At 72.2% G+C, this 20,954-nt stretch carries 15 protein-coding genes and 1 pseudogene; all 16 read right to left on the bottom strand.

The window, feature by feature from the left end; translation table 11 throughout:
- Positions 1-28 precede the first annotated feature (28 nt).
- The gene (locus BZY54_RS24385) at positions 29-1,261 is read right to left on the bottom strand and encodes a polysaccharide pyruvyl transferase family protein (RefSeq protein ID WP_086727473.1); all 1,233 of its coding nucleotides are present in this window, start codon (positions 1,259-1,261) and stop codon (positions 29-31) included.
- Positions 1,258-2,205 (bottom strand): glycosyltransferase family 2 protein, encoded by a 948-nt coding sequence (locus tag BZY54_RS24380; protein WP_086727472.1) that lies wholly within the window; start codon positions 2,203-2,205, stop codon positions 1,258-1,260. Before BZY54_RS24380 ends, BZY54_RS24385 begins: the two co-directional genes overlap by 4 nt.
- Positions 2,202-3,500 carry an MATE family efflux transporter gene (locus BZY54_RS24375; protein ID WP_425276308.1) on the bottom strand — a complete coding sequence of 433 codons (1,299 nt, stop codon included), beginning with the start codon at positions 3,498-3,500 and terminating at the stop codon, positions 2,202-2,204. Before BZY54_RS24375 ends, BZY54_RS24380 begins: the two co-directional genes overlap by 4 nt.
- The gene (locus BZY54_RS24370) at positions 3,497-4,771 is read right to left on the bottom strand and encodes a DUF4910 domain-containing protein (protein WP_086727475.1); all 1,275 of its coding nucleotides are present in this window, start codon (positions 4,769-4,771) and stop codon (positions 3,497-3,499) included. The genes BZY54_RS24375 and BZY54_RS24370 overlap by 4 nt, the downstream gene beginning before the upstream one ends.
- Before the next feature lie 20 nt (positions 4,772-4,791).
- Entirely contained in the window at positions 4,792-5,817 is a 1,026-nt protein-coding gene (locus tag BZY54_RS24365) for an NAD-dependent epimerase/dehydratase family protein (protein WP_086727470.1), read from the bottom strand.
- 3 nt (positions 5,818-5,820) lie between these two features.
- Complete coding sequence (locus BZY54_RS24360) at positions 5,821-6,468, bottom strand: PIG-L deacetylase family protein (RefSeq protein ID WP_086727469.1); 648 nt, start codon at positions 6,466-6,468, stop codon at positions 5,821-5,823.
- Positions 6,465-7,274, bottom strand: a complete 810-nt coding sequence (locus BZY54_RS24355; RefSeq protein WP_086727468.1) for a glycosyltransferase family protein — start codon at positions 7,272-7,274, stop codon at positions 6,465-6,467. The genes BZY54_RS24360 and BZY54_RS24355 overlap by 4 nt, the downstream gene beginning before the upstream one ends.
- Positions 7,271-8,506, bottom strand: coding sequence for a class I SAM-dependent methyltransferase (locus BZY54_RS24350; protein ID WP_086727467.1), 1,236 nt, complete (start codon positions 8,504-8,506; stop codon positions 7,271-7,273). Before BZY54_RS24350 ends, BZY54_RS24355 begins: the two co-directional genes overlap by 4 nt.
- Positions 8,503-9,780, bottom strand: coding sequence for a glycosyltransferase (locus BZY54_RS24345; protein WP_086727466.1), 1,278 nt, complete (start codon positions 9,778-9,780; stop codon positions 8,503-8,505). Before BZY54_RS24345 ends, BZY54_RS24350 begins: the two co-directional genes overlap by 4 nt.
- 3 nt (positions 9,781-9,783) lie before the next feature.
- On the bottom strand, positions 9,784-11,037 hold the full coding sequence (locus BZY54_RS24340) for an O-antigen ligase domain-containing protein (protein WP_208640740.1): 1,254 nt from the start codon (positions 11,035-11,037) through the stop codon (positions 9,784-9,786).
- A 1-nt stretch (position 11,038) separates the two neighbouring features.
- Entirely contained in the window at positions 11,039-12,574 is a 1,536-nt protein-coding gene (locus BZY54_RS24335; protein WP_086727465.1) for a right-handed parallel beta-helix repeat-containing protein, read from the bottom strand.
- 12 nt (positions 12,575-12,586) lie between these two features.
- Complete coding sequence (locus BZY54_RS24330) at positions 12,587-14,572, bottom strand: heparinase II/III family protein (RefSeq protein ID WP_086727464.1); 1,986 nt, start codon at positions 14,570-14,572, stop codon at positions 12,587-12,589.
- Positions 14,569-16,761, bottom strand: coding sequence for a bi-domain-containing oxidoreductase (locus tag BZY54_RS24325; RefSeq protein WP_086727463.1), 2,193 nt, complete (start codon positions 16,759-16,761; stop codon positions 14,569-14,571). Before BZY54_RS24325 ends, BZY54_RS24330 begins: the two co-directional genes overlap by 4 nt.
- Before the next feature lie 17 nt (positions 16,762-16,778).
- Positions 16,779-18,713: an asparagine synthase (glutamine-hydrolyzing) gene (gene asnB / locus BZY54_RS24320; protein WP_086727462.1), complete on the bottom strand. Its 1,935-nt coding sequence runs from the start codon at positions 18,711-18,713 to the stop codon at positions 16,779-16,781.
- Positions 18,714-18,716: 3 nt separating this feature from the next.
- Positions 18,717-20,240: a Wzz/FepE/Etk N-terminal domain-containing protein gene (locus tag BZY54_RS24315; RefSeq protein ID WP_086727461.1), complete on the bottom strand. Its 1,524-nt coding sequence runs from the start codon at positions 20,238-20,240 to the stop codon at positions 18,717-18,719.
- Positions 20,237-20,954 (bottom strand): annotated as a pseudogene (locus tag BZY54_RS24310) (polysaccharide biosynthesis protein); the annotation flags it as partial. The pseudogene BZY54_RS24310 and the gene BZY54_RS24315, both read right to left, overlap by 4 nt.

The following is a 20,954-nucleotide window of genomic DNA, read 5'->3' as shown; positions in this document are numbered from 1 at the left end:
CCGGCGATCGCCGGGACTTCGGTCGCTTTCATGGAGTCTCCCGCAAGGCGTGGTCGTGGTCGGTCGCCGGGAACAGGGCCGCTGTCAGGGCGGTGAACTGGTGCTCGAGGCGCCGGACCGCGGCCAGGTTCCGCTCGGTGAGGATCCGGCGCAGCTCCGCCGATCTCTTTTCCAGCGCCCGGAACTGCTCGAGCAGCCGGTCGGGGTCGACCTCGCGAGCCGGGTGGCAGAAGGCGTCCAGCCCCATCTGGGCCATGAGCGCGTCGCTCTTCGCCGCGTAGGTCAGTGCGAGCGTCGGCGTGCCGACCTTCAGCGCGCAGATCAGGTTGTGATACCGGGTCGCCACCACGGTGTCGGCAGCCGCCATCTCCGTCATCAGGTCGGCCAGCGAGGCCGGCGCCGCAGCGGTGACCAACGGCGAGTCCACCGCGTCGAGGATCGCGGCGACCACGGGCGCGTCGACCTCGTCGCCGGTGAGCAGCCGGACCGGCCTGCCGTCCTCGACCAACGCGCGGACGAAGCGGGTCGTCCCGTCGAGGTAGCGCCGGTGGATCTCCTCGGCCCGGGCGCGGTCGTCGTTGCCGCCGTGGAAGGCCATGACGCCGACGCAGACTCGGCCCGGCGGGCCCGAGGGCGCGCTCGCCGGCGGCGTCGGGAGAGCGAACGCGACGTCCGGGTAGACCTCGTCGCGCGCGGTGTCCACGCCCATCGCCCGCATCGCGTCGCGGGACGGGGTGTCCCGGTACGACCGGTATGCGGCCAGCCGCGCCGACCAGCGCACCAGGGTCCGGGTCGGGCGGTTGCCGATCGCGGCGGCGCCGACGCCGACCAGCGCGACCCGGGTGCCGAACAGCCGGCCGGTCGCGCAGAGCAGGAACAGCGCGTACGGGAAGCCCCACGGCCGCAGCGGCAGCGTGGCCTCCAGGACGCCCATGCCCGGGACGATCACCACGTCGTGCCGGCGCACCCAGGCAGCGGTGCGGACCACGTCGACGAGTTTGCCCAGAGCCTTCGCCGCGATCGAGCCGGCACGCGACGCGGTCCGGTACTCCCCGCGGTACCAGTGCATCCGCGTCGCGGGGATCCCGTACCGGGCCGTGACGACCTCGGGCCCGCCGCACAGCGCGTCCACGACCACCTCCGGGTGCTCGAGCCGGAGGTATCCGAGCACGGCCTCGAGCGACCCGTCGTTGCCGAGGTTGCCGGAGCCGAGCAGGCCGAACACTCCGACGCGCACCGGGGCCCCGTTCGCGATCGTCATGCCCGCCTCCCCTCACGGCCGGCGACAAGGGCGTCGACGGAGACGGCGAGTCGGCCGGGGTCGACCGGGGCGCGGTCCTCGATCCGCTCGCCGGCGCCCGGCCGGACCCGGCTGGTCATCCACGAGACCAGGTGGCGGTAGCATTCGCGCCGGTCGGCCGGGGACAGCGGCGCCCGCCGGATCGCCGCGACGAAGCCCCAGACGTACTCGGCGAGCAGCCTGGGCGTCGGGTGCAGCGGGCCTGCCCGGCGCGGGTCCAGGTTGACGCACCGGGAACGCTTGGAGGGGTTCGCCCGTTCGGCGCGGGTGGGATGGTCGCGGCGGAAGTACAGCAGCTCCGGCACCTGGTGGAAGGGCCCGTGCAGGCCGATCTCGGTGACGAACGTGCGGTCCGCGTGATGGTAGCTGTCGAGCGGCTTGACCCGGCGCAGCACGTCGGCCCGTATCACCCCGTAGAAGTCGTCGCCACCGGGCTCGAACAGCATGCTGCGGAAGCGCTCCGGTGGGTGCGGCGAGTCGGTGGCCAGCCCGTACTCGTAAGGGACCTTCACCTGGCCGTCGCCGTCGATGACCGCCTGGTCGGCGTGCGCGAGGATCACGTCCGGCCGCTCGTCCAGCGCCTGGACGCAACGCCGCAGCAGGTCCCGGCCGTACAGGTCGTCGTGCGAGGCCCACTTGAACAGCTCGCCGCGGCACTCGGCGAACACACGGTTGTGGTTCGGCGAGGCGCCGATGTTCCGGGGCAGCCGGAGGTAGCGGATGCGCGAGTCCCGCGCGGCGTACCGGCGGCAGATGTCCTCAGTCCCGTCGGTCGAGGCGTTGTCGGAGATGACCAGCTCGAAGTCCTGGTAGGTCTGGCCGAGCAGGGCGTCGAGCGACTCGGCCAGGTACTCCTCGCCGTTGTACACGGGCAGGCCGATGCTCAGCCTGGGTTGGGCGGTCATGAGGTCCTCACTTCGGGGACGGTGTGATGTTGGTACTCGCGCAGGGCGGACCGCAGTTGCAGCCACCACACGGCCGAACCGCTGACGGTCGCGGCGGCGACACCCCAGGCCGAGCCGACCGTGCCGGCCGCGACCGCCCCGCCGAGCCCGCCGCCGACATAGCAGGCGGAGGCGAACAGCTGGCAGCGCAGGCTGCGCCGGGCCGCGGCGAGCGCGCGCAGCCCGGCCGCCGCGCCGGTGCCGAGGCCCGCGCCCGCGACGCTGAGGGTGATCGGCACGATGAGCTGCGAGGCGGAGTGCCAGACGCTGCCGAGCACGAGCTCGCCGAGCCGGTCGGGCATCAGCAGCAGCGCCCCGCCCCAGAGCAGCGCGGCGGCGGCCTGGCCGCCGCCCAGCATGAGGCAGAACGGGCCGAGGCGGTGCGGGGCCTGCCGCCGCACCCGCGCCGCCTCCGGGACGGTGACCAGCGACAGGCCCATCAGCACGGCGAGGAAGGGGCCCATCAGGAGCTCGGCGCCCCGCACCGCGCCCACCGCTCCGACCCCGACGATCGCGCCGAGCCCGTACGCCCGCAGCTGGCTCGCGCCGCTGAGGGCGACGTTCTCGACGAGGTACCGATAGCCGAGGTCGCGCTGTTCGCGAAGCCACCCGCGTGCCCCGGTCATCCGGGGCCGGATGCCGGACTGGAGGCAGCCGTACGCGGCGGCCACCGCGGCGGACGCGCCCCAGGCGAGCACGAAGGCGCCCACGCTGCCCATATGGGCCGCCACCACCATGGCCGGGACGAGCGCGATGCCCCACACGAGGTCGTTGACGAACGCCTTCCGCCCGGTGCCGGCGGCGAAGAACGCGAACCGCCAGGCGTCCTGGAGCAGCAGCCCCGGCAGCATGACGCCGAGGCAGGCGAACGCGGGCCCCACGCGGCCGCCGAGAGCAAGGCCGATCACCAGACACGCCGAGCCGAGGGCCGCACCGAGGCCGAGCGCGGCACCCGACGACCGGGCCACCGCCTCGCGCCAGGATGCGACCGGCACGCCGCTGAAGCGCACCACGAGCGGGTCGGTGGCCAGTCCCCGGGAGACGTTGAGCACCACGCCGTAGGTCACCCAGGCCAGGCTGAACACGCCGAACGCGGCCACCCCCAGCGAGCGGGCCACGTAGATCCCCACCACGAAGTTGGACACGCTGGAGGCCGCCTGGTCGGCCAGTCCCCAGGACAGCCGGCCGACGAGGGCCCGCCGGGCGGATCCGGCCGGTGTCGTCGTCTTCTCCTGCTCGGTGGTCATCGGCGTCATGCCTTGATCAGCCCGGCGCCGTGCAGGGCGCCGGCCGCGGCGGCGACGGTGTCGAACGGCAGCCCGGACCGCTCGGCGACGTCCAGCAGACTGTGCTCGCCGTCGGAGAGGTTGAGTACCCAGAGCATGGCCATCTGGGCCTGCTTGGTGTCGCTGCGGCCGCCGAGCGCGTCGTACAGCCCGCGTCTGCCCAGCTGCGGTTCGCCGTAGGGGCTGAGGTTGAGGTACCGCCGGTTGCGGTCGAGCACGGCGAACGCCTCGCGGCAGACGGCGAGCGTGTCCGCCATCGCCTGAGGGGAGACGAAGTCCAGGTTGTCCGCCGAGGTGTGGTACTCGGGGTAGCCGGCGTACGGGGTCCGGGTGAGCGAGCCGACGCCGAGATCGAACCCGGGCGAGCAGAACTGACGCTCGTCGTAGCCGTACGGAGTGAACTCGTTGATGTGGTGCGGGCGTTCGGAGGCAGCCAGCACGTGCCGCATCACCCGGTCGATCTCGGCGTCGCCGCGCCTGCTCTGCTTGTACGTCAGTCGGCCCGAGTCGCCGGCGCAGGCCAGCACAAGGCCGTGCTTGACCCGTTCCACCCGCTCCGCGTTGCGGGCCAGCCAGGTGATCGCCCCGATGGTGCCGGGCGCGAACAGGAACCGGTAGGTGTAGTACGGCGCCCGCTGTGCCAGCGCCCGGGCCAGGAACGTCGCCACCGCGATGCCGGCCAGGTTGTCGTTGGCCAGCGACGGGTGGCAGACGTGGCAGGAGACGATCACCTCGTCGGAGACCTGCCCGGGGACCACGTGCTCGGCGTAGGTGAGGTGGCCATCGGCGAGGGTGGAGTCGATGCGCACCTCGTACTCGCCGTCCGGCAGCGCGTCCAAGGTCTCCTGGGCCAGGCAGAACCCCCATTCCGGCTTGTAGTAGCTGGTGCGGTACGGCACCCAGGCCGGGTGGTCCGGCAAGGTGTGCAGGTGCCCGCGCAGCTCGGCCAGCGGCATGGTCGCCGACACCGGCACGCTGTAGCCGAGCACGTGCAGGCTGGACGCGGCGAAGTCGACGACCCGGTTGCCGGCCGTGTCGGCGATGTACGCGTCCCGGATGTTCCACTCCTGCGGCACCGTCCAGTCGAGCACCTGAGTCCCGGTCGGCACCTCGTGCACCTGCAGCGGGACGTACTCGCCGACGATCTCCAGGGTGGCGCGCACACCGTCGCCGGTGATGCTCCGGCACAGCGGGTACAACCGCTCCACCAGCGCGTACATCTCCTCGCCGGCGGTGGTCATCGGCTGTTCGCCGGCCGCGGTCATCCGCGCCGCCGCAGGGTGTCGTCCACGGCACCGGCGTCGGACGCCGCGCGCAGCACGGCGAGGCGGGTGAAGCGCCGGTCGAAGTCCTCCCGGGTCAGCCCGTGTTCGCGGTAGGCGTCGGCGAGTTCGAGAGCGCCCTGCTTCACCGTCCACTCGCAGTCGAAGCCGGGTATCGCGGCGCGGAACCGGGAGAAGTCCACCCGGTACGAGCGCGGATCGGCCCCGGTCTCCCCGGTGATCACCACCTTGGAGCCGGACACCGCCTCGGCGACCTGTTCGGCGATCTCGGCGACCGTGACGTTGTTGATCTCGCTGCCGATGTTGAACGCCCGGTCGTGCACCGCTTCGCGCGGCGCGGTCAGCGCGGCCGTGAAGGCCCGTGCGATGTCGGCGGCGTGCACCAGCGGGCGCCAGGGAGTGCCGTCGGAGAGCACCAGTACCTCGCCGGACAGGAGCGCGTGGCCCACCAGGTTGTTCAGCACGATGTCGGCGCGCAGCCGGGGTGAGTGGCCGAAGGCGGTGGCGTTGCGCATGTACACCGGGCTGAAGTCGCCGTCGGCCAGCGCGTGCAGGTCGTCCTCCACCCGCACCTTCGACTCCGCGTACGGCGTCACGGGGCGCAGCGGGGCGTCCTCGGTCACCAGGTCGTCGCCGCCGGCGGCGCCGTAGACCGAGCAGGTCGACGCGTACAGGAAGCGCCGCACTCCGGCGTCGCGGGCCAGCCGGGCGAGCCGCACGGACGCGTGGTGGTTGATGTCGTAGGTGAGCTCCGGCGCCAGCGATCCCAGCGGATCGTTGGACAGGGCGGCCAGGTGGATCACGGCGTCCACCCCGGCCACGTGTTCGGCCGTGATGTCGCGCAGGTCCACCCGATGCCCCTGCGGGTCCGCGGGCAGCGGGCCCAGCACGCAGTCGGCGAACAGGCCGGAGTCGAGGCCGACGACCTCGTGTCCGGCGGCCGTGAGTACCGGCGCCATCACGGTGCCCAGGTAGCCCTGGTGCCCGGTCAGCAGTACGCGCAAGGTTCATTCCCCCAGGTTGAGAGTGAGTTTGGTGACGGCGAACGCCTCGGCGTAGCGCTCGTGGCATTCGATGCCGCGGATCCGTGCAAGGCCGAGGAATGCCTCCCGGTCGTACCAGGGCCGGTGCCGCTGCGAGGGATAGTGCTCCTGCAGCAGCCGGACCTTCTGTTCGGCGATCTCCGGAGACAGCGGCTGGTACGCGGCGGGACGGCCGAGATCGCCGTCCCACTTGACGATCTCGTAGCCGAGGACCAGGTGGTCGCGGAACGCGGTCGGTACCAGCTTCGCCAGTCCGCGGTGGTCCTGGTGCGCGTCGTCGGTACGCGGGGCCAGGATCAGATCCGGCTCGGTCTGCCCGCGCAGTTCCTCGACCGCGGCCTTGGCCTCGTCCCAGTGCACGGGCAGCCGTCCGTCCGGCAGCTTGTGCACGGTCAGCCGCAGGTCGGCGCCCGGGCAGAAGGCGGCGAGCGCGGCCGCCTCCTCCTGCTCGCGCTCGGTGCCACCGCCGGAAAGCACCAGCGCGTCGACGCGGATGCCCGGCCGCGCGTGGCACAGCGTCAGCAGCGTGCCGCCGGCGCCGATGGCGATGTCGTCGCAGTGCGCGCCCAGGGCGACGATCCGGTCCGGGCGCCCGGCGCTGAGCTGGATCATGCGGTCCTCACCCCGGCGTTCGCCCCCGCGCCGTCCCGTTCCCACACGGCCCACGGGCGGTCGCCCCGGGCGTAGGCGTCGTCGAGCGCGGCCCGCTCCTTCACGGTGTCGGTCGGCTTCCAGAAGCCGCGGTGCTGGTGCGCCACCAGCCGGCCGCGCTTGGCCAGTTGGGCGCATCCGTCGGCGACCAGGTCCCCGTTCTCCGGGATGTGGTCGAAGACCTCCTGGCGGAGCACGAAGTAGCCGCCGTTCTCCCACAGCGGCAGTTCGCTCACCGCGGTGATGCCCCCCACCAGGCCGTCCTCGCCCAGGTCCACGCAGTGGAACGAGGACTGCGGCGGCACCACCATCATCGACGCGCCGGCGTCGCGCCGGGCGAAGGAGTCGATCATCTCCGGCAGCGGGGCGTCGGTGAGCACGTCGGCGTAGTTGGCGAGGAACATCTCGTCGCCGTCCAGGTGGTGCCGCACCCGGCGCAGCCGCTCCCCGATCGGTGACTCGATGCCGGTCTGCGCGAACGTGATCGTCCAGTCCGCGATGTCGGTGGACAGCAGCTCGGTCCGCCCGCCCCGCAGCACGAAGTCGTTGGACGTCGTCTCCTCGTAGTTGAGGAAGAAGTCCTTGATGTGGTGGGCCCCGTACCCGAGACACAGGATGAACTCCGTGTGCCCGAAGTGCGCGTAGTAGCGCATGACGTGCCAGATCAGCGGCCGCGGGCCGACCATCGCCATCGGCTTGGGCACGTCGTCGGAGGATCCGTTGCGCATACGCATCCCGTAACCGCCGCAGAACAGGACGACCTTCATCGCTTGACCTCGACAATGCTCAGTTCCGGGATGGGAAAGACGAGCCGGCCGCCCCAGTCGTGCACGAAGGACAGCTGCTCGACCAGTTCGGCCCGCAGGTTCCACGGGAGGACGAGGACGTAGTCCGGTCTGTCGGCGGCTATCCGCTCGGGCGGCAGGATCGGGATGCGGGTGCCCGGGGTGAACCTGCCGTGCTTGTAGGGGTTGCGGTCGACGGTGTACGGGAGCAGGTCGGGCCGGATGCCGCAGTGGTTGAGCAGGGTGTTGCCCTTGCCCGGGGCGCCGTAGCCGACGACCGTCTCGCCCCGCTCGGCCGCCTCGATGAGGAACCGCAGCAGGTCCCGGCGCACCTTGGCCACCCGAGCGGAGAACTCGGTGTACCCGGACAGCTCCTGGAGCCCGGCGGCCTTCTCCCGGTCCAGCACGTCGGCCACCCGCCGGGTCGGCTCGCCGGCCACCTCGGCCGGTCGGGCCCACAGCCGGATGGAGCCGCCGTGCGTGGGCAGCAACTCGACGTCCACGAGCGCGAGTCCGCCGCTCGCCAGCGCCCGGGTCGCGGACGCGACCGTGTAGTACTGGAAGTGCTCGTGGTAGATCGTGTCGTACTGGTTCTCCTCGATCAGGGTCAGCAGGTGCTGCACCTCGATGGAGACCCAGCCGTCGTCGGCGACCAGGGCGCGCAGCCCCCGGGTGAACCCGACCACGTCGGGGATGTGCGCGTACACGTTGTTGGCCACGACCAGGTCCGCCGGGCCGTGCTCGGCGCGGACCGCGGCGCCGGTGTCCGGGTCCAGGAACGCCGTGAGCGTGGGCACACCCGTGTCCCGCGCAGCGGCGCCGACGTTCACCGAGGGTTCGATGCCGAGGCAGCGGATCCCGCGGTCCACCACGTGCCTCAGCAGGTACCCGTCGTTGCTCGCGACCTCGACCACGAAGGCGTCGGCGCCCATGCCCAGCCGCTGCACGGCGTCGGCGACGAACGTGCGCGCGTGTTCCACCCAGGAGGTCGAGTAGGAGGAGAAGTACGCGTACTGCGTGAACGTCTCCTCCGGCGTGATCAGCGGAGGGATCTGCGCGAGCCAGCAGTCGGTGCAGACCCGCAGGTGCAGCGGGTACGCCGGCTCCGGCTGGTCCAGTTGGTCCGCGGCGAGAAAGCTCTCACACGGCGGGGTCGCCCCGAGATCGACGACGCTCTCCATCGCCGCCGAGCCGCACAGTCGGCATCGTGTCATCTACTGCCCCCATCCCGCTCGCCCGGGTGCACCCGTCGCGAGCCAGTTCTTCCGTCCCCTACCGGCGGCGGGCTGTCCCCGCCGCCGGACCGACCCGCGATCGCGGTGCGGTACCCCTCCACCAGGCGCTCCAGCCCGACGGCCGGGCTGAAACCCTGCTCGTAACGGCGCCGGGCCGCCTGGCCCATCTCCTGGTTGCGTGCCGGTTCGGCCGTGATCCGGCGCAGGCGCGACGCGAGCGAGGCGGCATCGCCCGGCCGGTGCAGCAGCCCGGTCACCCCGTCCTCGACGATTTCGACGAAGGCGCCGTGACCGGCGGCGACGGCCGGGACCCCCGCCGCCATCGCCTCCGCGACCACCAGGCCGAACGTCTCCATGGCCATCGAGGGAGCCACCACGGCGACCGATCGCGCGAGGGCCTGCCGGCACTGCGCCGCGTCGTACAGGCCGACGTACCGCACGTCGTCCCGGCCCGCCGCCCAGGCGGCCACCTCCCGCTCCAGCGGCCCCGCGCCCGCGACGACGAGCGGCACTCCCACGCCGCCGTCAGCGGCGATCTCGTCCCACGCGGCCATGAGCAGCCGCACGCCCTTGGCCTCGGCGAGCCGGCCGAGATAGAGCAGGTGCTCGCCCGCGCCCGCTCGGCAGGCGCCCGGATCGGGCACGAAGTTGTGCTTCACCGCCAGCCGCTCGGCCGGCATGCCGGCCCCTACCAGGACGTCGCGCTGCGTCGCGGAGACGCAGAAGAACCGCTCCACGCCGGACCACCACCGCCGCCGGTTGACCGACAGGCTGACCGCGAGCGGTACCGTCGCCAGCCGGGAGTTCCGGTAGCAGCCGTGCCGGACGGCGGGCAGCGCCGCAGCCGAGCCGACGCACTCGGTGCACGTAACGCCGTCGCGCTTCAGCGTGCCGGGCGGGCAGACCTGGGTGTAGTTGTGCAGCGTGGCGACGGCGGGCACGCCGGCGTCGGCGCAGGCGGCCAGCACCGCGGGCGACAGGAGCGGGAAGACGTTGTGGACGTGCACCACGTCCGGCCGCTCGGTGCGGAGCCGGGCGGTGAGCTCAGTGCGGACCGCCGGGTTCCATGGCACCAGCAGCGGCACCGCGGCCTTGCCCAGCAGGGACCGGGCGGCGATGTCGTCGCTGCGCCGCTCGAACACCTCGACCCGGTGGCCGGCCGCGCGCAGCAGTCCCACCTCCTGGTCGACGACCACGTTCTCCCCGCTCGGCTGCGCCGAGGAGTAGCGGTTGTGCACTACGAGGACGTGCATGCTTCAGGCCACCTCCCGATCCCGGGCCCAGAGTGCGATACGTCGTCGGGGGACTTCGGGCGAGGGGGGCGTCGTCAGGGGCGTGGCCGTGGCAGGTGCCGCCAGCAGCGAGGCGGCCAGGGCCAGATGCAGCAGATACGCCGAGGCGTCGCCCAGCCCGACCTCGGTGTACGACGAGATCGCGACGTAGCTGATAAGGAAGATCGCGCAGGCCCTCGGCAGCGACGGTGGCCGCAGCAACGCGACGCCGCCCAGCACGAGGATGATCGCCGCCACGACGGTGACGCCGATCAGACCCTGTTCGTTGTAAACGGCCAGCCAGCTGTTGTCGATCGGCAGCCCGTCGAACGACTTGTCGCCCAGGCCCGTGCCGAACAGCTGCTCGGTGGTGGTCCGGGGCGCTGCCAGCAGGGCGTCCCAGACCTTGGCCCGACCGGTGAAGCTGGCGAAGTTCTCCTGGCTCTGGCCACGCAGGAACCACGCGTGCAGCGCGGAGCTGAACCCCACTGCGGCCACCGTGGCGCACAGCACGGCCCAGGCGAAGAACCGGCGGGCGGCGGCGCTGGTCAGGACCAGCGAGCCGATGGCCAACAGCAACCCGGCGAGCAGGCCGACCGTGGCCGTCCGGGTATGGGACAGCGCGAGCAGGACGAGTGACGGCACGATGATCACCGCCGCACTCGCCCTGTCGGTCCGGCGGCCCAGCAGGAGCAGCACGGTGAGCCCGATGATCACCGCGGCGTACTGCCCGATCTGCGGCGGGGTCAGCGGCCACAACGCGCCGACCAGCCGCCCGCCGTAGAGCTCGGGCATGGCCGCGCCCGGCGAGATGGCCAGGCCGGCGGCCGCCGTCCCGAGCGCCGCGAAGTACATCCGGATGTGGTACCGGACGAACGTCATGCTGCCGTCCCACCAGCGGCTGAGCAGCCACAGCGTGCCGACGAAGAGAGCCAGCCGAGCGCAGCGGAACAGCGCGCCGAACCCGGAGTCCAGCACGCTGGAGATCACGCTCGGCACCAGCAGCAGGGTGAGCAGGAGCAGAAAGGCGCTGGCTCGGACCCGCAACCGGAGATTGAGTGCGAGCGCCAGCGTGAACGCGGCGGCCAGCGCGCCCATGGTGACCAACTGGATGAGGGAGCGGGGCAGCGGGACGATGGTCTTCGCCCCGGCGGAGCCGAGCACGTTGAGGCCCAGCAATCCCCAGGCGATCCCGACGGTCCTCGGTGTGCCGGCGGTGCGCGTCAGTTCCCCTCCCATCTCAACCACCGGCCCGCAGGTCGAAGGTGCTGCCCGCGTCCTGCTGGTACGGCATCCCCTGCCACTGCCCCGAGTCGAGCACCCGGCTCGGGTCGTGGGCCACGAACTTCCATGGCCCGAGGTAGACGTTGTCGTGCCAGCGGTTGTCCTGCTTGAGGGTGATCGCCTCGGCCACCCGCTCGCCCTTGTACGGCGACCAGTCCGGATAGGTGCCGTAGTCGGCCAGCACCGCCATTCGGTCGCACCTCACCGTGCAATCGACGACGGACTTGTCCAGCACGAAGCGGTTGCCGTGGATGTCCACCCGCTGGGTCTTCCACCGGCAGTCGGCGTAGAGCGGTGCGGTGGCGATCGCCGGCTGTTTGCAGCGGTGGATGTCCGGTACCAGCAACGTGCAGTAATCGGACGAGGTGTTGCCCGGGCTGTTGCAGAACCGGTCGGCGCTTTCCCACAGGGTGATCCCGTTCCAGTTGTTCTCCAGCACGTTCCGGTAGATCTCGATCTTGTCCGTGCGGGCTTTGATCCGTGGTTCGCCGCCGGCCTCGGACAGGTAGACGGTCGCGAACGGGAAGTCGTCGCCGAGATCGGCGGACCTGCGGCCCTCGACCCAGTTGTTGCGCCGGATCGTGTTTCTCCGGATGACCGCGTTGTAGCTGATCTCATAGATCAGCGCGGCACCGTCGTTGGCCTCGAGCACGTTGTCCTCGATGAGGAAGTCGTTGTTGTCGGTGTCCGCCCACAGCCCGGTTCCGCGGTTGTCGTGCACCCAGTTGCCGCGTATGTCCGCGCCGTCGACGGCCCAGAACTTGGCGCCTCCGGTGCAGCCGCAGCCCTGCTGCCGCCGTTCCCAGTCGTCGGTGTTGTTGCCCACGATCTCGTTGCCCTCGAGCACCAGGCCGTGGATGGAGTCGCCTTCCTTGTACGCGTTCATGCCGTACTGCCCGTTGCCGCGCAGGCAGCTGGCGCGGACCCGCTGGCGGGCACCGGCCATCAGCCCGGCGCCGGAGTTGTACTGGATCTTCGCGTGCTCGATCACCCACCCGTCGGCCGAGTCATGGTTGACCACGCCCTCGTTCTGCGGCGCCACGAAACCCTGCACGGTCAGGTAGCGGATGGTGACATCGCCGGCGGTGCCGCCGAACGCGTACTGGTTCTTCTTCCCGCCGTCGAGCACCGCGCCCGGTGCGCCGAGGTAGACGTCCCCCTTCTTGGGGAGGACCTGGGCGTAGCGGTCCGGCTCGAGCCTGTGCGTGCCCGGTCGGAGCCAGAACGTGGTGTTCGGGGGGCTGCTCAGGGTCTTCGCCGCCAGGTCACCGACCACCGCGGGGTCGACCGTCACCGCGCCCGCCGGCGCCTTCGCCGGCCCGGCCGCGGGCTTGGCGCACACCCGTGCCACGGATCGGGCCGCGGACGCGGACGGCGCAGCGGTCGGCCCCGCTGCCCGCGCGCCCGGCGTGCTATCACAGCCGGTCGCCGTCAGCAGGGCCAGCGCCAGCGGTGCCGCCGGCCACGCCCGGTGCCGCCACTTGATCCCCAAGCGTCCTCCCCCCTAGCCGCGGAACCTGAGCACGGTGGTGAACTCCCCCGACAGCTCAGTGCCGTCGGTGAAACCGGTGCCGACCAGCGTGGTGGTGGGTTCCTTGCGCCCGAAGCCGGCGGAGTACCAGCCCAGCGGCGGGTCGCTCTCGCCGCGATGCGCCCGCCAGGACAGCTGCCCGGGCAGGTCGAGCGCCGCGGAGCGGTCCTCGCCGTCCCGGGTCCAGGTGAGCGTCGCCCGGTTCCCCACCAGGTCCGCGGCGATCGCCGGGCCGAGGTGGAACGCCAGCTGCACGGCCCGGCGCGGGCCGCGCACCTCGTCCACCACCCTCAGCTCCTGGCTCGCGGTCGCCAGCTCCACCCGGCGACGGTGCACGGAGGGCCGGTAACCGTCGTGCTCGGCGCACCAGCGGGCCGTCCCCCCGTCGGAGGCACCGGAGGTGTCCGCGACCAGGACGCGGCTGCGGGCATGCCGGGTCCACAGGAACGGGCCGCCGGAGACGGACTGGTCACCGCCGTCCAGTCGCAGGGTGTTGTGGCCGAGGGTCGACCGGAAGTACCGCCGCCACTCAGGCTGCCCGTGGTAGCAGAACGTCCCCGGGTCGGCGAGCACGTCGACCCCGTCGTGCCGGACCTCGACGGACAGCGCGTCCGCGTGGGCATGTGCGGCGATGGACAGGAAGCCGTGCGGACCGCCGTCGCACCGGCACCAGATCCCCGCCGGACCGCGCAGGATGGTCATGCCCGCGTCGGCGAAGTGGGCCGGTCGGCTTGCCGGGCGGGACACGGCCGGTGCAGTTCCGTTTTTCGAGTACGGCCGGATGAGCGCGGCCAGCAGCGGGGTGCGCACATCGGTGCCGGTCACTGCCGGCCACCAGGCGAGCCGGCCGAACACGGCGTCCCCGGTGGCGAGCAGCGAGGCCCAGCGCTCGGTGCCCGTGCCGTCCACGACCAGACCGTGCCCGTCGTCCGCGTCCCCCTGGCGCGGCGGCCGCAGCCGGCTGTCGACGATGGCCGCGAGTGCGTCGGTCATCCGCAGCAGCACCAGCCGGATCGACGAGGGGACCGGCACGCCGGCGGCGTCCGCCTCGGCCACCGCGGCCAGGCCGAGCTCCAGCACCAGTCCGTGATACTCGGTGGCCAGCTCGCGGTTGAGGCCGGAGGCGAAGGTGTTGCTGCGCAGGTGCCGCTCCAGCGACCGCAGCGCGTCGGCCCGCCAACGCGCCGAGGAGGGGAACCACCCGAACGCGCAGGCTGCGGCGAACTGGCCGGCGGCCTCGGCGATGACATGGTTGTTCGCCGAAGACCCCCGGCTGGGGAAGGCGGCCAGCCAGCGCTGGTGGTGCCAGATCTGGTGCAGCGCCACCGGGTTGCCCTCGAACAGCCCGGCCGCGCCCGGCCAGCCGTCGAGCAGCCGGCGGATCCACACCCAGGACAGCAGCCGGATCCCCAGCTCGATGCCGCTGGTCCAGTGCACTCCGCGCAGCGGCGCGTTGGCCGCCCACCAGGACCGCAGGTGCTCGGCCACCCGCTCGGCGTACCGGTCGTTCCCGGTGATCGCGTAGGCGGCGGCGAGCACGGTGAGGTACTGGTGTCGGGACAGCTCCCAGATCTGCTTGATGTCCCCGACCGCGTCCTCGTCGCGGTACGGCATGTCGAAGGCGTAGCCCCACGGAGCCCGGCGCCCGGTCTTCGGGTCGTACCACCAGTCCGGGTCGGCCAGGTCGTCGCGGACCACCCCGAAATACTCGGCGTGCCCGTACATCAGCCGGTCCGCCTCGGCGATGAGACGTTTCGCGGCGTCCGGTGGCACCGCGGCGATCGTCCCCGCCGGCAGTACCGCGGTGAACCGGGCGCCGGTCACGCTCGGGCAGTGCGGCCGTGCCGACCGCCACCGCCGCCTGCGCACTGCGTCGCCCACCCGGCCGCCGACCTCCCGCGGTCCCATCCGGGACAGCCGCCGCAGGTACCAGCCCGGACTCCCCGAGACCACAGTCATCGCGCCCTCGCCAACGTCACCGGCGCACCGTCGGCCAGGCCGGTCTGCACGGCGAGGGTGGCCGCCGTGGTGGCGACCAGCGACTCCAGCGGCACCGGCATCGGCCCTCCGGTCCGCACGGCCTTGACGAACGCGGCCAGCTCGGCGTTCTGGCCCTTGTCCCGGGCCTTGGGCAGCCGCGAACTGACCCACCGCTTGCGGCCGTACACAGCGGCACGCACGAAGTCGTCGAGCCGCAGCGCACGGCCGTCCGCGACCAGGTCCAGCGTCTCCTTCGGGAAGCCGGACGGGCCGGAGGTGACGTAGCTGATGGTGGCGGTGGACCCGTCCGGGTAGCGCAGCACGACCTGGACGTCCTCGTTGCCGGACGGGGCGGTCGCGTACACGGACACCGGGTCGGCGTCGAGCAGCCAGCTCGCCGTGTCGATGAAGTGCCCGCCTTCGCCCACGAACCGCGAGCCTTCGGTGCCCTGTTGGAGGTACCAGCTGCCGTGGTCGAGGCGTCCCGCGTTGACCAGGTAGCGGAGGCTCGCCGGACCGTTCCGGGTGCCGAACCGCTTCCTGGCCTCCTGAAGCAGCGGCGCGAAACGGCGGTTGAAGCCCACCTGCAGCCGGTCGTTGCCTGACTCCTCCACCGCCGCGAGCACTCCGGCCAGTTCGTCCTCGGTGAGGGCCAGGGGCTTCTCCACGAACACCGTCTTGCCGGCCAGCAGTGCCTTTCGGGTCAGTTCGGCGTGCGAGCTGTGACGGGTGACCACGAACACCGCGTCGATGGACTTGTCGCCGAGGACGGCATCGAGGTCGGTGGTCGCCTCGGCGAAGCCGAACTTCCGCTGCGCGTTGGCCGCGGACAGCGCCGTCGTGGTGACGACGGTCGACAACTCGACGCCGTCGCGCTGTGCCAGGTGCGGCAGCAGCATCGACGTCGCGTAGTTTCCCGCGCCGACGAACGCCAGCCGCACCGGCGTTCTGGCGGCCCGGACCGGCGTGGACACGCCGCCGCCGGGTCGCTTCACCGCGGGCACGGCCACCGCCGGGGCCCCCGCTTCCTCCGCTTCCCCTACGGGTTCGGGGTAACGGAACAGCACAGCCACGGCCTTCAGATCGCCGTCCTTCAGGCGCTGGTACGTCTCGACGGCGTCATCGAAGTCGGCGACGTGGGAGACCAGGGGCTCCACGTCGACGCTGCCGCGGGCGACGAGATCGAGGAAGCACGCCAGGTTGCGGCGCTCGGTCCAGCGCACGTAGCCGATCGGGTAGTCCCGGCCCTCGAGCTCGTACTCCGGGTCGTAGCGGCCGGGGCCGTAACTGCGGGAGAACCGGACGTCGAGCTCTTTCTCGTAGTACGCGTTCCACGGCAGGTCCAGGCGGCACTTGCCGATGTCGACGACCCGGCCGCGGTCCCGGCAGAGCCGGGCGGCCAGCTCGACGGGCTGGTTGCTGCCTCCGCCGGCGGCCAGGTACACCTGGTCCACGCCCAGGCCGCCGGTGAGTTCGGCGACGGCGGCTTCCACGGCCGCGGACGCGGGATCGCCGCAGGCCGCTGCGCCCAGGCGTTCCGCGAGCTCGCAGCGCACCGGATCGGGGTCGACCCCGACGACGCGCACTCCCGAGGCGGTAAGGAGCTGCACCACCAGCTGCCCGATCAGCCCCAGGCCGATGACCAATGCCGCGTCGCCGAGCTGCGGCTCGCCGCGGCGGACGCCCTGCATGGCGATCGACCCGACGGTGCCGAAGGCCGCGTGCCGCGGCGCGAGGCCGTCCGGCACCGGGGCGTAGAGGTTCTTCGGCACCCAGTTCAGCTCGGCGTGCAGGGCGTGCTCGTTGCCGGCGCAGGCCACGAGGTCGCCGACCTTCACGTCGTCGATGCCGGTGCCGACCTGCTCGACCACCCCGCACAGCGAATAGCCCAGCGGTGTGTAGGAGTCCAGCTTGCCCATCACCTTGCGGTAGGTGGCGGGCACCCCGTTGGTGGCCACGCTCTGCATGACCTTGGCCACCTGGTCCGGCCGCGAGCGGGCCTTGCCCAGCATCGACATGCCGGCCTCGGACACCTTCATGAGCTCGGTCCCGGTGGATATCAGCGAGTAGGCGCTGCGGACCAGCACGCCGCCCGGCTTGCACCCCGGCACCGGCACGTCGAGCACCGCCAGCTCGCCGCTCTTGTAGTTCTGCACAACCTGTTTCACCCGAACTCCTCTGATTCCTAAGCCGTCAACCGAGTGCTCTGGCCGGACCCAGAGGTCGCGTCGCGATACCAGTACTCGAGGGTCAGCACATGCCACAGATGCTTGGAGAAGTCCCGATGCCCGGCGGCGTCCTCGGCGACGAGCCGCGCCAGCGCGTCGCGGCGCAGGAACCCGCAACGGACGAGCTCGCCGTCGTTCACCACCTCGCGCACCAGCGGTGCCAGGTCCCGGCTCATCCAGGCGCGCAGCGGGGCGCTGAACAGGCCCTTGGGCCGGTACACGATCTCCCGGGGCAGGACCGAGGCGGCCGCCTCCTTGAGGACCGCCTTGCCCTGCCGCCCGACGATCTTTCGATCGCCGGGCACGGTGAACGCCGCCTTGACCACCTCGACGTCCACGTACGGCACCCGCACCTCGGTCGACGCGGCCATGCTCGACCGGTCCGTGTAAGCGAGGTTCAGGCCCGGCAGGAACATCCGGGCGTCGCCCAGGCACATGCGGTTGACGAAGTCGTCGAGGTCGTTGTCCTGGTAGACGTCCGCGTGCTCGGTCAGCACGTCCTCGACCGTCCCGGCCAGGTCCGGATCGACCAGGGCCAGCAGCTCGTCCCGGTCGTACATGGTGTAGCTGCGCCGGAACGCGGTCTCCTCCGGCAGATCGGCGAAGGAGAGGAACCGCTTCGCGAAGCGCACCGACCGGTACCCCCGGCGGCTCGTCGCGACCGGCAGCCGGTCCACGGCCCTGGACAGGCCGCGCCGCAGGGGCCGCGGGACGCGCTGGTAGCGCAGCGCGATCAGGTTGGCCAGGTGCTTGCGGTAACCGGCGAACAGCTCGTCGGCACCCATCCCCGAGAGCATCACCTTGACCCCGGCCTCCCGGGCCGCCGAGCAGATCAGGAACGTGTTGATCGCGGCGGGATCGCCGATCGGCTCGTCCAGGTGGTACGTCATCTGCGGCAGCAGGTCGAGCACGTTCGGAGCGATCTCGATCTCATGGAGGTCGACACCGAACCGCTCGGCCACCCGCCGGGCATAGCGCAGGTCGTCCGGCATCGCCTCGAACTTGGCGTCCTCGGCGCGGAACCCGATCGTGTAAGCGGAGATCCCTGGTCGGTGGCGGGCCGCCAGCGCGGTCAGGTAGCTGGAGTCGAGGCCGCCGGAGAGGAAGGTCGCCACGGGTACGTCGGAGAGCAGATGGCGCCGAGTCGACTCCTCGACGACGGCAGCGACATCCGGCTGCTCACCGGCCCGGGCCCGCTCCCGGCCCTCGGCGGCGACGTCCTTCAGATTCCAGAACCGGCCGCGCTCCACCCGGCCGTCGGGCCGGCACCTCAGCCAGCTCCCCGGCGGCAGCTTCTCCGCTTCGCGGAACGCGCACCGTGAGTCCGGCACCCAGTAGTACAGCAGCGAGGCCACCAGCGCCCCATGGTCCACCTCCAGCCGCCCACCGGTGACGGCGGCGAGCGCCTTGAGTTCGGAGGCGAACACCAGACCCTCGCCGCGCCGCAGCAGGAACAGCGGCTTGATGCCGAGCTGGTCGCGGGCGAGCACCAGGTCACCGGTTCGCTCGTCGAAGATCCCGAACGCGAACATGCCGCGCAGCCGGGGCAGGCAGTCCGTGCCCCAGCGCCGCCAGGCCTCAAGGAGTACCTCGGTGTCCGAGGTTCCGCGGAAGCGCACCCCGCCGGCTGCCAGCTCGGCACGCAGCTCGGGCGCGTTGTACAGCTCGCCGTTGTACGTCAGGACGAGGCCGCCCGAGACCATCGGCTGGGCGCCGGTCTCGGACAGGTCGATGATGGCCAGCCGGCGGTGCCCGAGGTGCACTTCGCCGTCACCGGCGGGGTGACTGTACCGGCCGGCCCCGTCCGGGCCGCGGTGGGCGAGGGTGTCGGTGAGCCGGTCGGTCACGACCTTCCCGTCCGGCCATCGGTAAGTGCCTGCGATGCCACACATGTCCTACCGCGCCTCCTGGTCGCTGTCCGGGACCCGTGCCGCCCACATGGGCAGCCGCTCCGTCGCCCGGCGGCCCGTCCCGTTCTGTCGGGCCGGCCGCTCGCTCCGGCCGCGCAACGCGGTGTGCAGCCCGTCCCACAGCGTGCCGTCGGTCCGGTCACGCGGATCGGGGTCGATCAGCACCACACCGATCACCGGGATGCGCTGGTCCGCGAGTTGCCGCGCCACGGTGTGCAGCCATGCGGCGCTGCCGTGCCCGGCACGCACGACGAGCACGGTCTGCGTGCCGAGGTACTGCAGGTCGGTCCACGCCGTGCCGGGCGCCACGGAGCCGACGCCGAGCCGGCGCTCCTGGGGCGACACGTCCGCGGCTCGCTCGCCGCTGACCACGGTCGGGTCTCCCGGCTTCGGGCGGCGGCCCGTGAGTTGCAGGCCCGGCAGACCATCGATGACGACCACCGGCCCATCCGCCCCCAGTTCCCTGGCGAGGTCCAGGGCGATCCCGCTCGTGCTGCGCGCACAGCCCAGTTCCAGCAGTGACACCGGTTCCGCGGAGTTGCGCACGGTGCGGGCCAGGGAGGTGGTGAGCCGTTCGCGTGCCGCCCGGATCCGTCGGCGCTGCCACAGCCTGCCCGACCGGCGGGGCAGCTCCGCGATGACCGAGGCGCCGAGGTTCGCCGCGATCTCCCGGCGCAGCACGGGCCGGTCCGCCACCACCGTGCCGACCGCGGCCACCGCGAGCCCGAGGACGAGCCCGAGGACGAGCCCGATCGCGGCGTCGGTGGCAGCGGTCCTGGGCAGGGAGTGCCGCACCGCGCGCGGGGCGTCCACGATCTGTGTGCCGGCGATGAGCTGGGGCGTGCCGATGCGCGCCTCATCGGCGCGCTGGCCGAAATCGTTGATCCGCGAGGTGAGGTCGGCCCGGCGGGCGAAGAGCGATTCCAGGTCCGCCGACGCCTTCGCCTCGCTCTTCGGCGATCCGTCTCCGATCGCCTTGTTGACCTGAACGAGTTCGTCCCGCATTCGGTCACGCTGGTCGAGCAGGGCCTTGGCCTGGGCGTTCGCGGCTTCCTGTATACGCCTCACGTGGTCCGCGACGAACGCATCGGCCAGCGCCTTGGCGCGGGCCACCGCTTCCGCGTCGCTGTCACCTGTCACAGTGATCTGCAGCAGGTTGTTGGTCACGCCGACACCCCCGTAGTCCCGCATGAAGTCCTCCGGTTTCTCCGAGGACTTGAGGGACCTCAGGGCCTTGTCGGCGATCCGCGTGGTCTGCAGCAGCGCGACGTCGGTGCGGATCAGCGTTCCGGGGTCGTCCGGCTGGTCCTCCTGATGCGCGACCAGCACCTTGGTCACCGCGGTCGGCGGCGGCGGCAGCAGGACCGCCAGCGCCGCGCCGACGAGCAGCCCCAGCAGCGCCATGGAGCCCCAGAGGCGGCGCCGCCTGCGCACCGCGACCACCAGCGCCTGGAGGTCCAGCAGCGGAGCGGCGTGCGACGACTCCGACGTCGTACTCGGCGCCGTCACCGGGAACCTCCTGTCGCGTCGTAGCCGATTGCGAGCGCGGGCGTGGCGGCATCTCGAGGATGGCCGGCGGACCGCACCGGACGGGCCCGGACCGCGCCGGCGAGGACGATGCCGACCACCTCGTGCTCGGCGTCCGCACATGCCTCGGCGATGCCGGTCAGCTCCCCTGCGGTCCAGCTGCCCGCGCTGAGCACGACCAGGGCACCGGACTCGTTGTCGCGGTCCGGAACCATCGGCTGGGACACCGAAACCCCCACCACCCGCAGCAGCGGATCGCTCCCGGCCTCGGCGACGAGCTGCCCGGAGGCCCGGCGGGCGATCTCGTCGCCGTCCGGGACGACAACCAGCAGTCGCCGGGGGGCCGGCAGCTGGTCCCTGAGGCGGGCGCACACCCGCCGGTAGCGGATCTGCCTGCTGGCCTCGTCGCCGGACGTCTGCGGGGTCGGTATGTCCCACCGGACGTCGACGCCCAGCAGCCGGCGGATACGGGCCCGCGGGCCACGGCCTCCCGGTCGGCGCGCGGGCCGTTCGTCGGGGACGTCGACGGTACCCAGCAGCGGAGAGCCCAGCGTCGCGGCGATCTCCGGCTCGGAGCGCAGTCGGCGACTCATCCGCGCGGCGGCGAGATGGCCGATGACCGCGAGCAGGAGGAACAGCAGCGCCCCGGCGGCGGTGAGCTGAATCCGCGTCGGCGGTGCCTCGCCGGCCGGCCGG

Origin of the sequence: Streptomyces carpinensis, from assembly GCF_002154505.1 — a bacterium.
Taxonomy (GTDB): Bacteria; Actinomycetota; Actinomycetes; order Streptomycetales; family Streptomycetaceae; genus Streptomyces; species Streptomyces carpinensis.
This window is presented reverse-complemented; position numbering and strand designations above follow the sequence as displayed.

Excerpts from the sequence above, each read along its gene's own strand:
- asnB (WP_086727462.1), bottom strand. The coding sequence starts at position 18,713 with ATGTGTGGCATCGCAGGCACTTACCGATGGCCGGACGGGAAGGTCGTG.
- BZY54_RS24380 (WP_086727472.1), bottom strand. The coding sequence starts at position 2,205 with ATGACCGCCCAACCCAGGCTGAGCATCGGCCTGCCCGTGTACAACGGC.
- BZY54_RS24345 (WP_086727466.1), bottom strand. The coding sequence starts at position 9,780 with ATGCACGTCCTCGTAGTGCACAACCGCTACTCCTCGGCGCAGCCGAGC.
- BZY54_RS24360 (WP_086727469.1), bottom strand. The coding sequence starts at position 6,468 with ATGATCCAGCTCAGCGCCGGGCGCCCGGACCGGATCGTCGCCCTGGGC.
- BZY54_RS24330 (WP_086727464.1), bottom strand. The coding sequence starts at position 14,572 with ATGACTGTGGTCTCGGGGAGTCCGGGCTGGTACCTGCGGCGGCTGTCC.
- BZY54_RS24385 (WP_086727473.1), bottom strand. The coding sequence starts at position 1,261 with ATGACGATCGCGAACGGGGCCCCGGTGCGCGTCGGAGTGTTCGGCCTG.
- BZY54_RS24375 (WP_425276308.1), bottom strand. The coding sequence starts at position 3,500 with ATGACGCCGATGACCACCGAGCAGGAGAAGACGACGACACCGGCCGGA.
- BZY54_RS24355 (WP_086727468.1), bottom strand. The coding sequence starts at position 7,274 with ATGAAGGTCGTCCTGTTCTGCGGCGGTTACGGGATGCGTATGCGCAAC.
- BZY54_RS24350 (WP_086727467.1), bottom strand. The coding sequence starts at position 8,506 with ATGACACGATGCCGACTGTGCGGCTCGGCGGCGATGGAGAGCGTCGTC.
- BZY54_RS24340 (WP_208640740.1), bottom strand. The coding sequence starts at position 11,037 with ATGGGAGGGGAACTGACGCGCACCGCCGGCACACCGAGGACCGTCGGG.
- BZY54_RS24370 (WP_086727475.1), bottom strand. The coding sequence starts at position 4,771 with ATGACCACCGCCGGCGAGGAGATGTACGCGCTGGTGGAGCGGTTGTAC.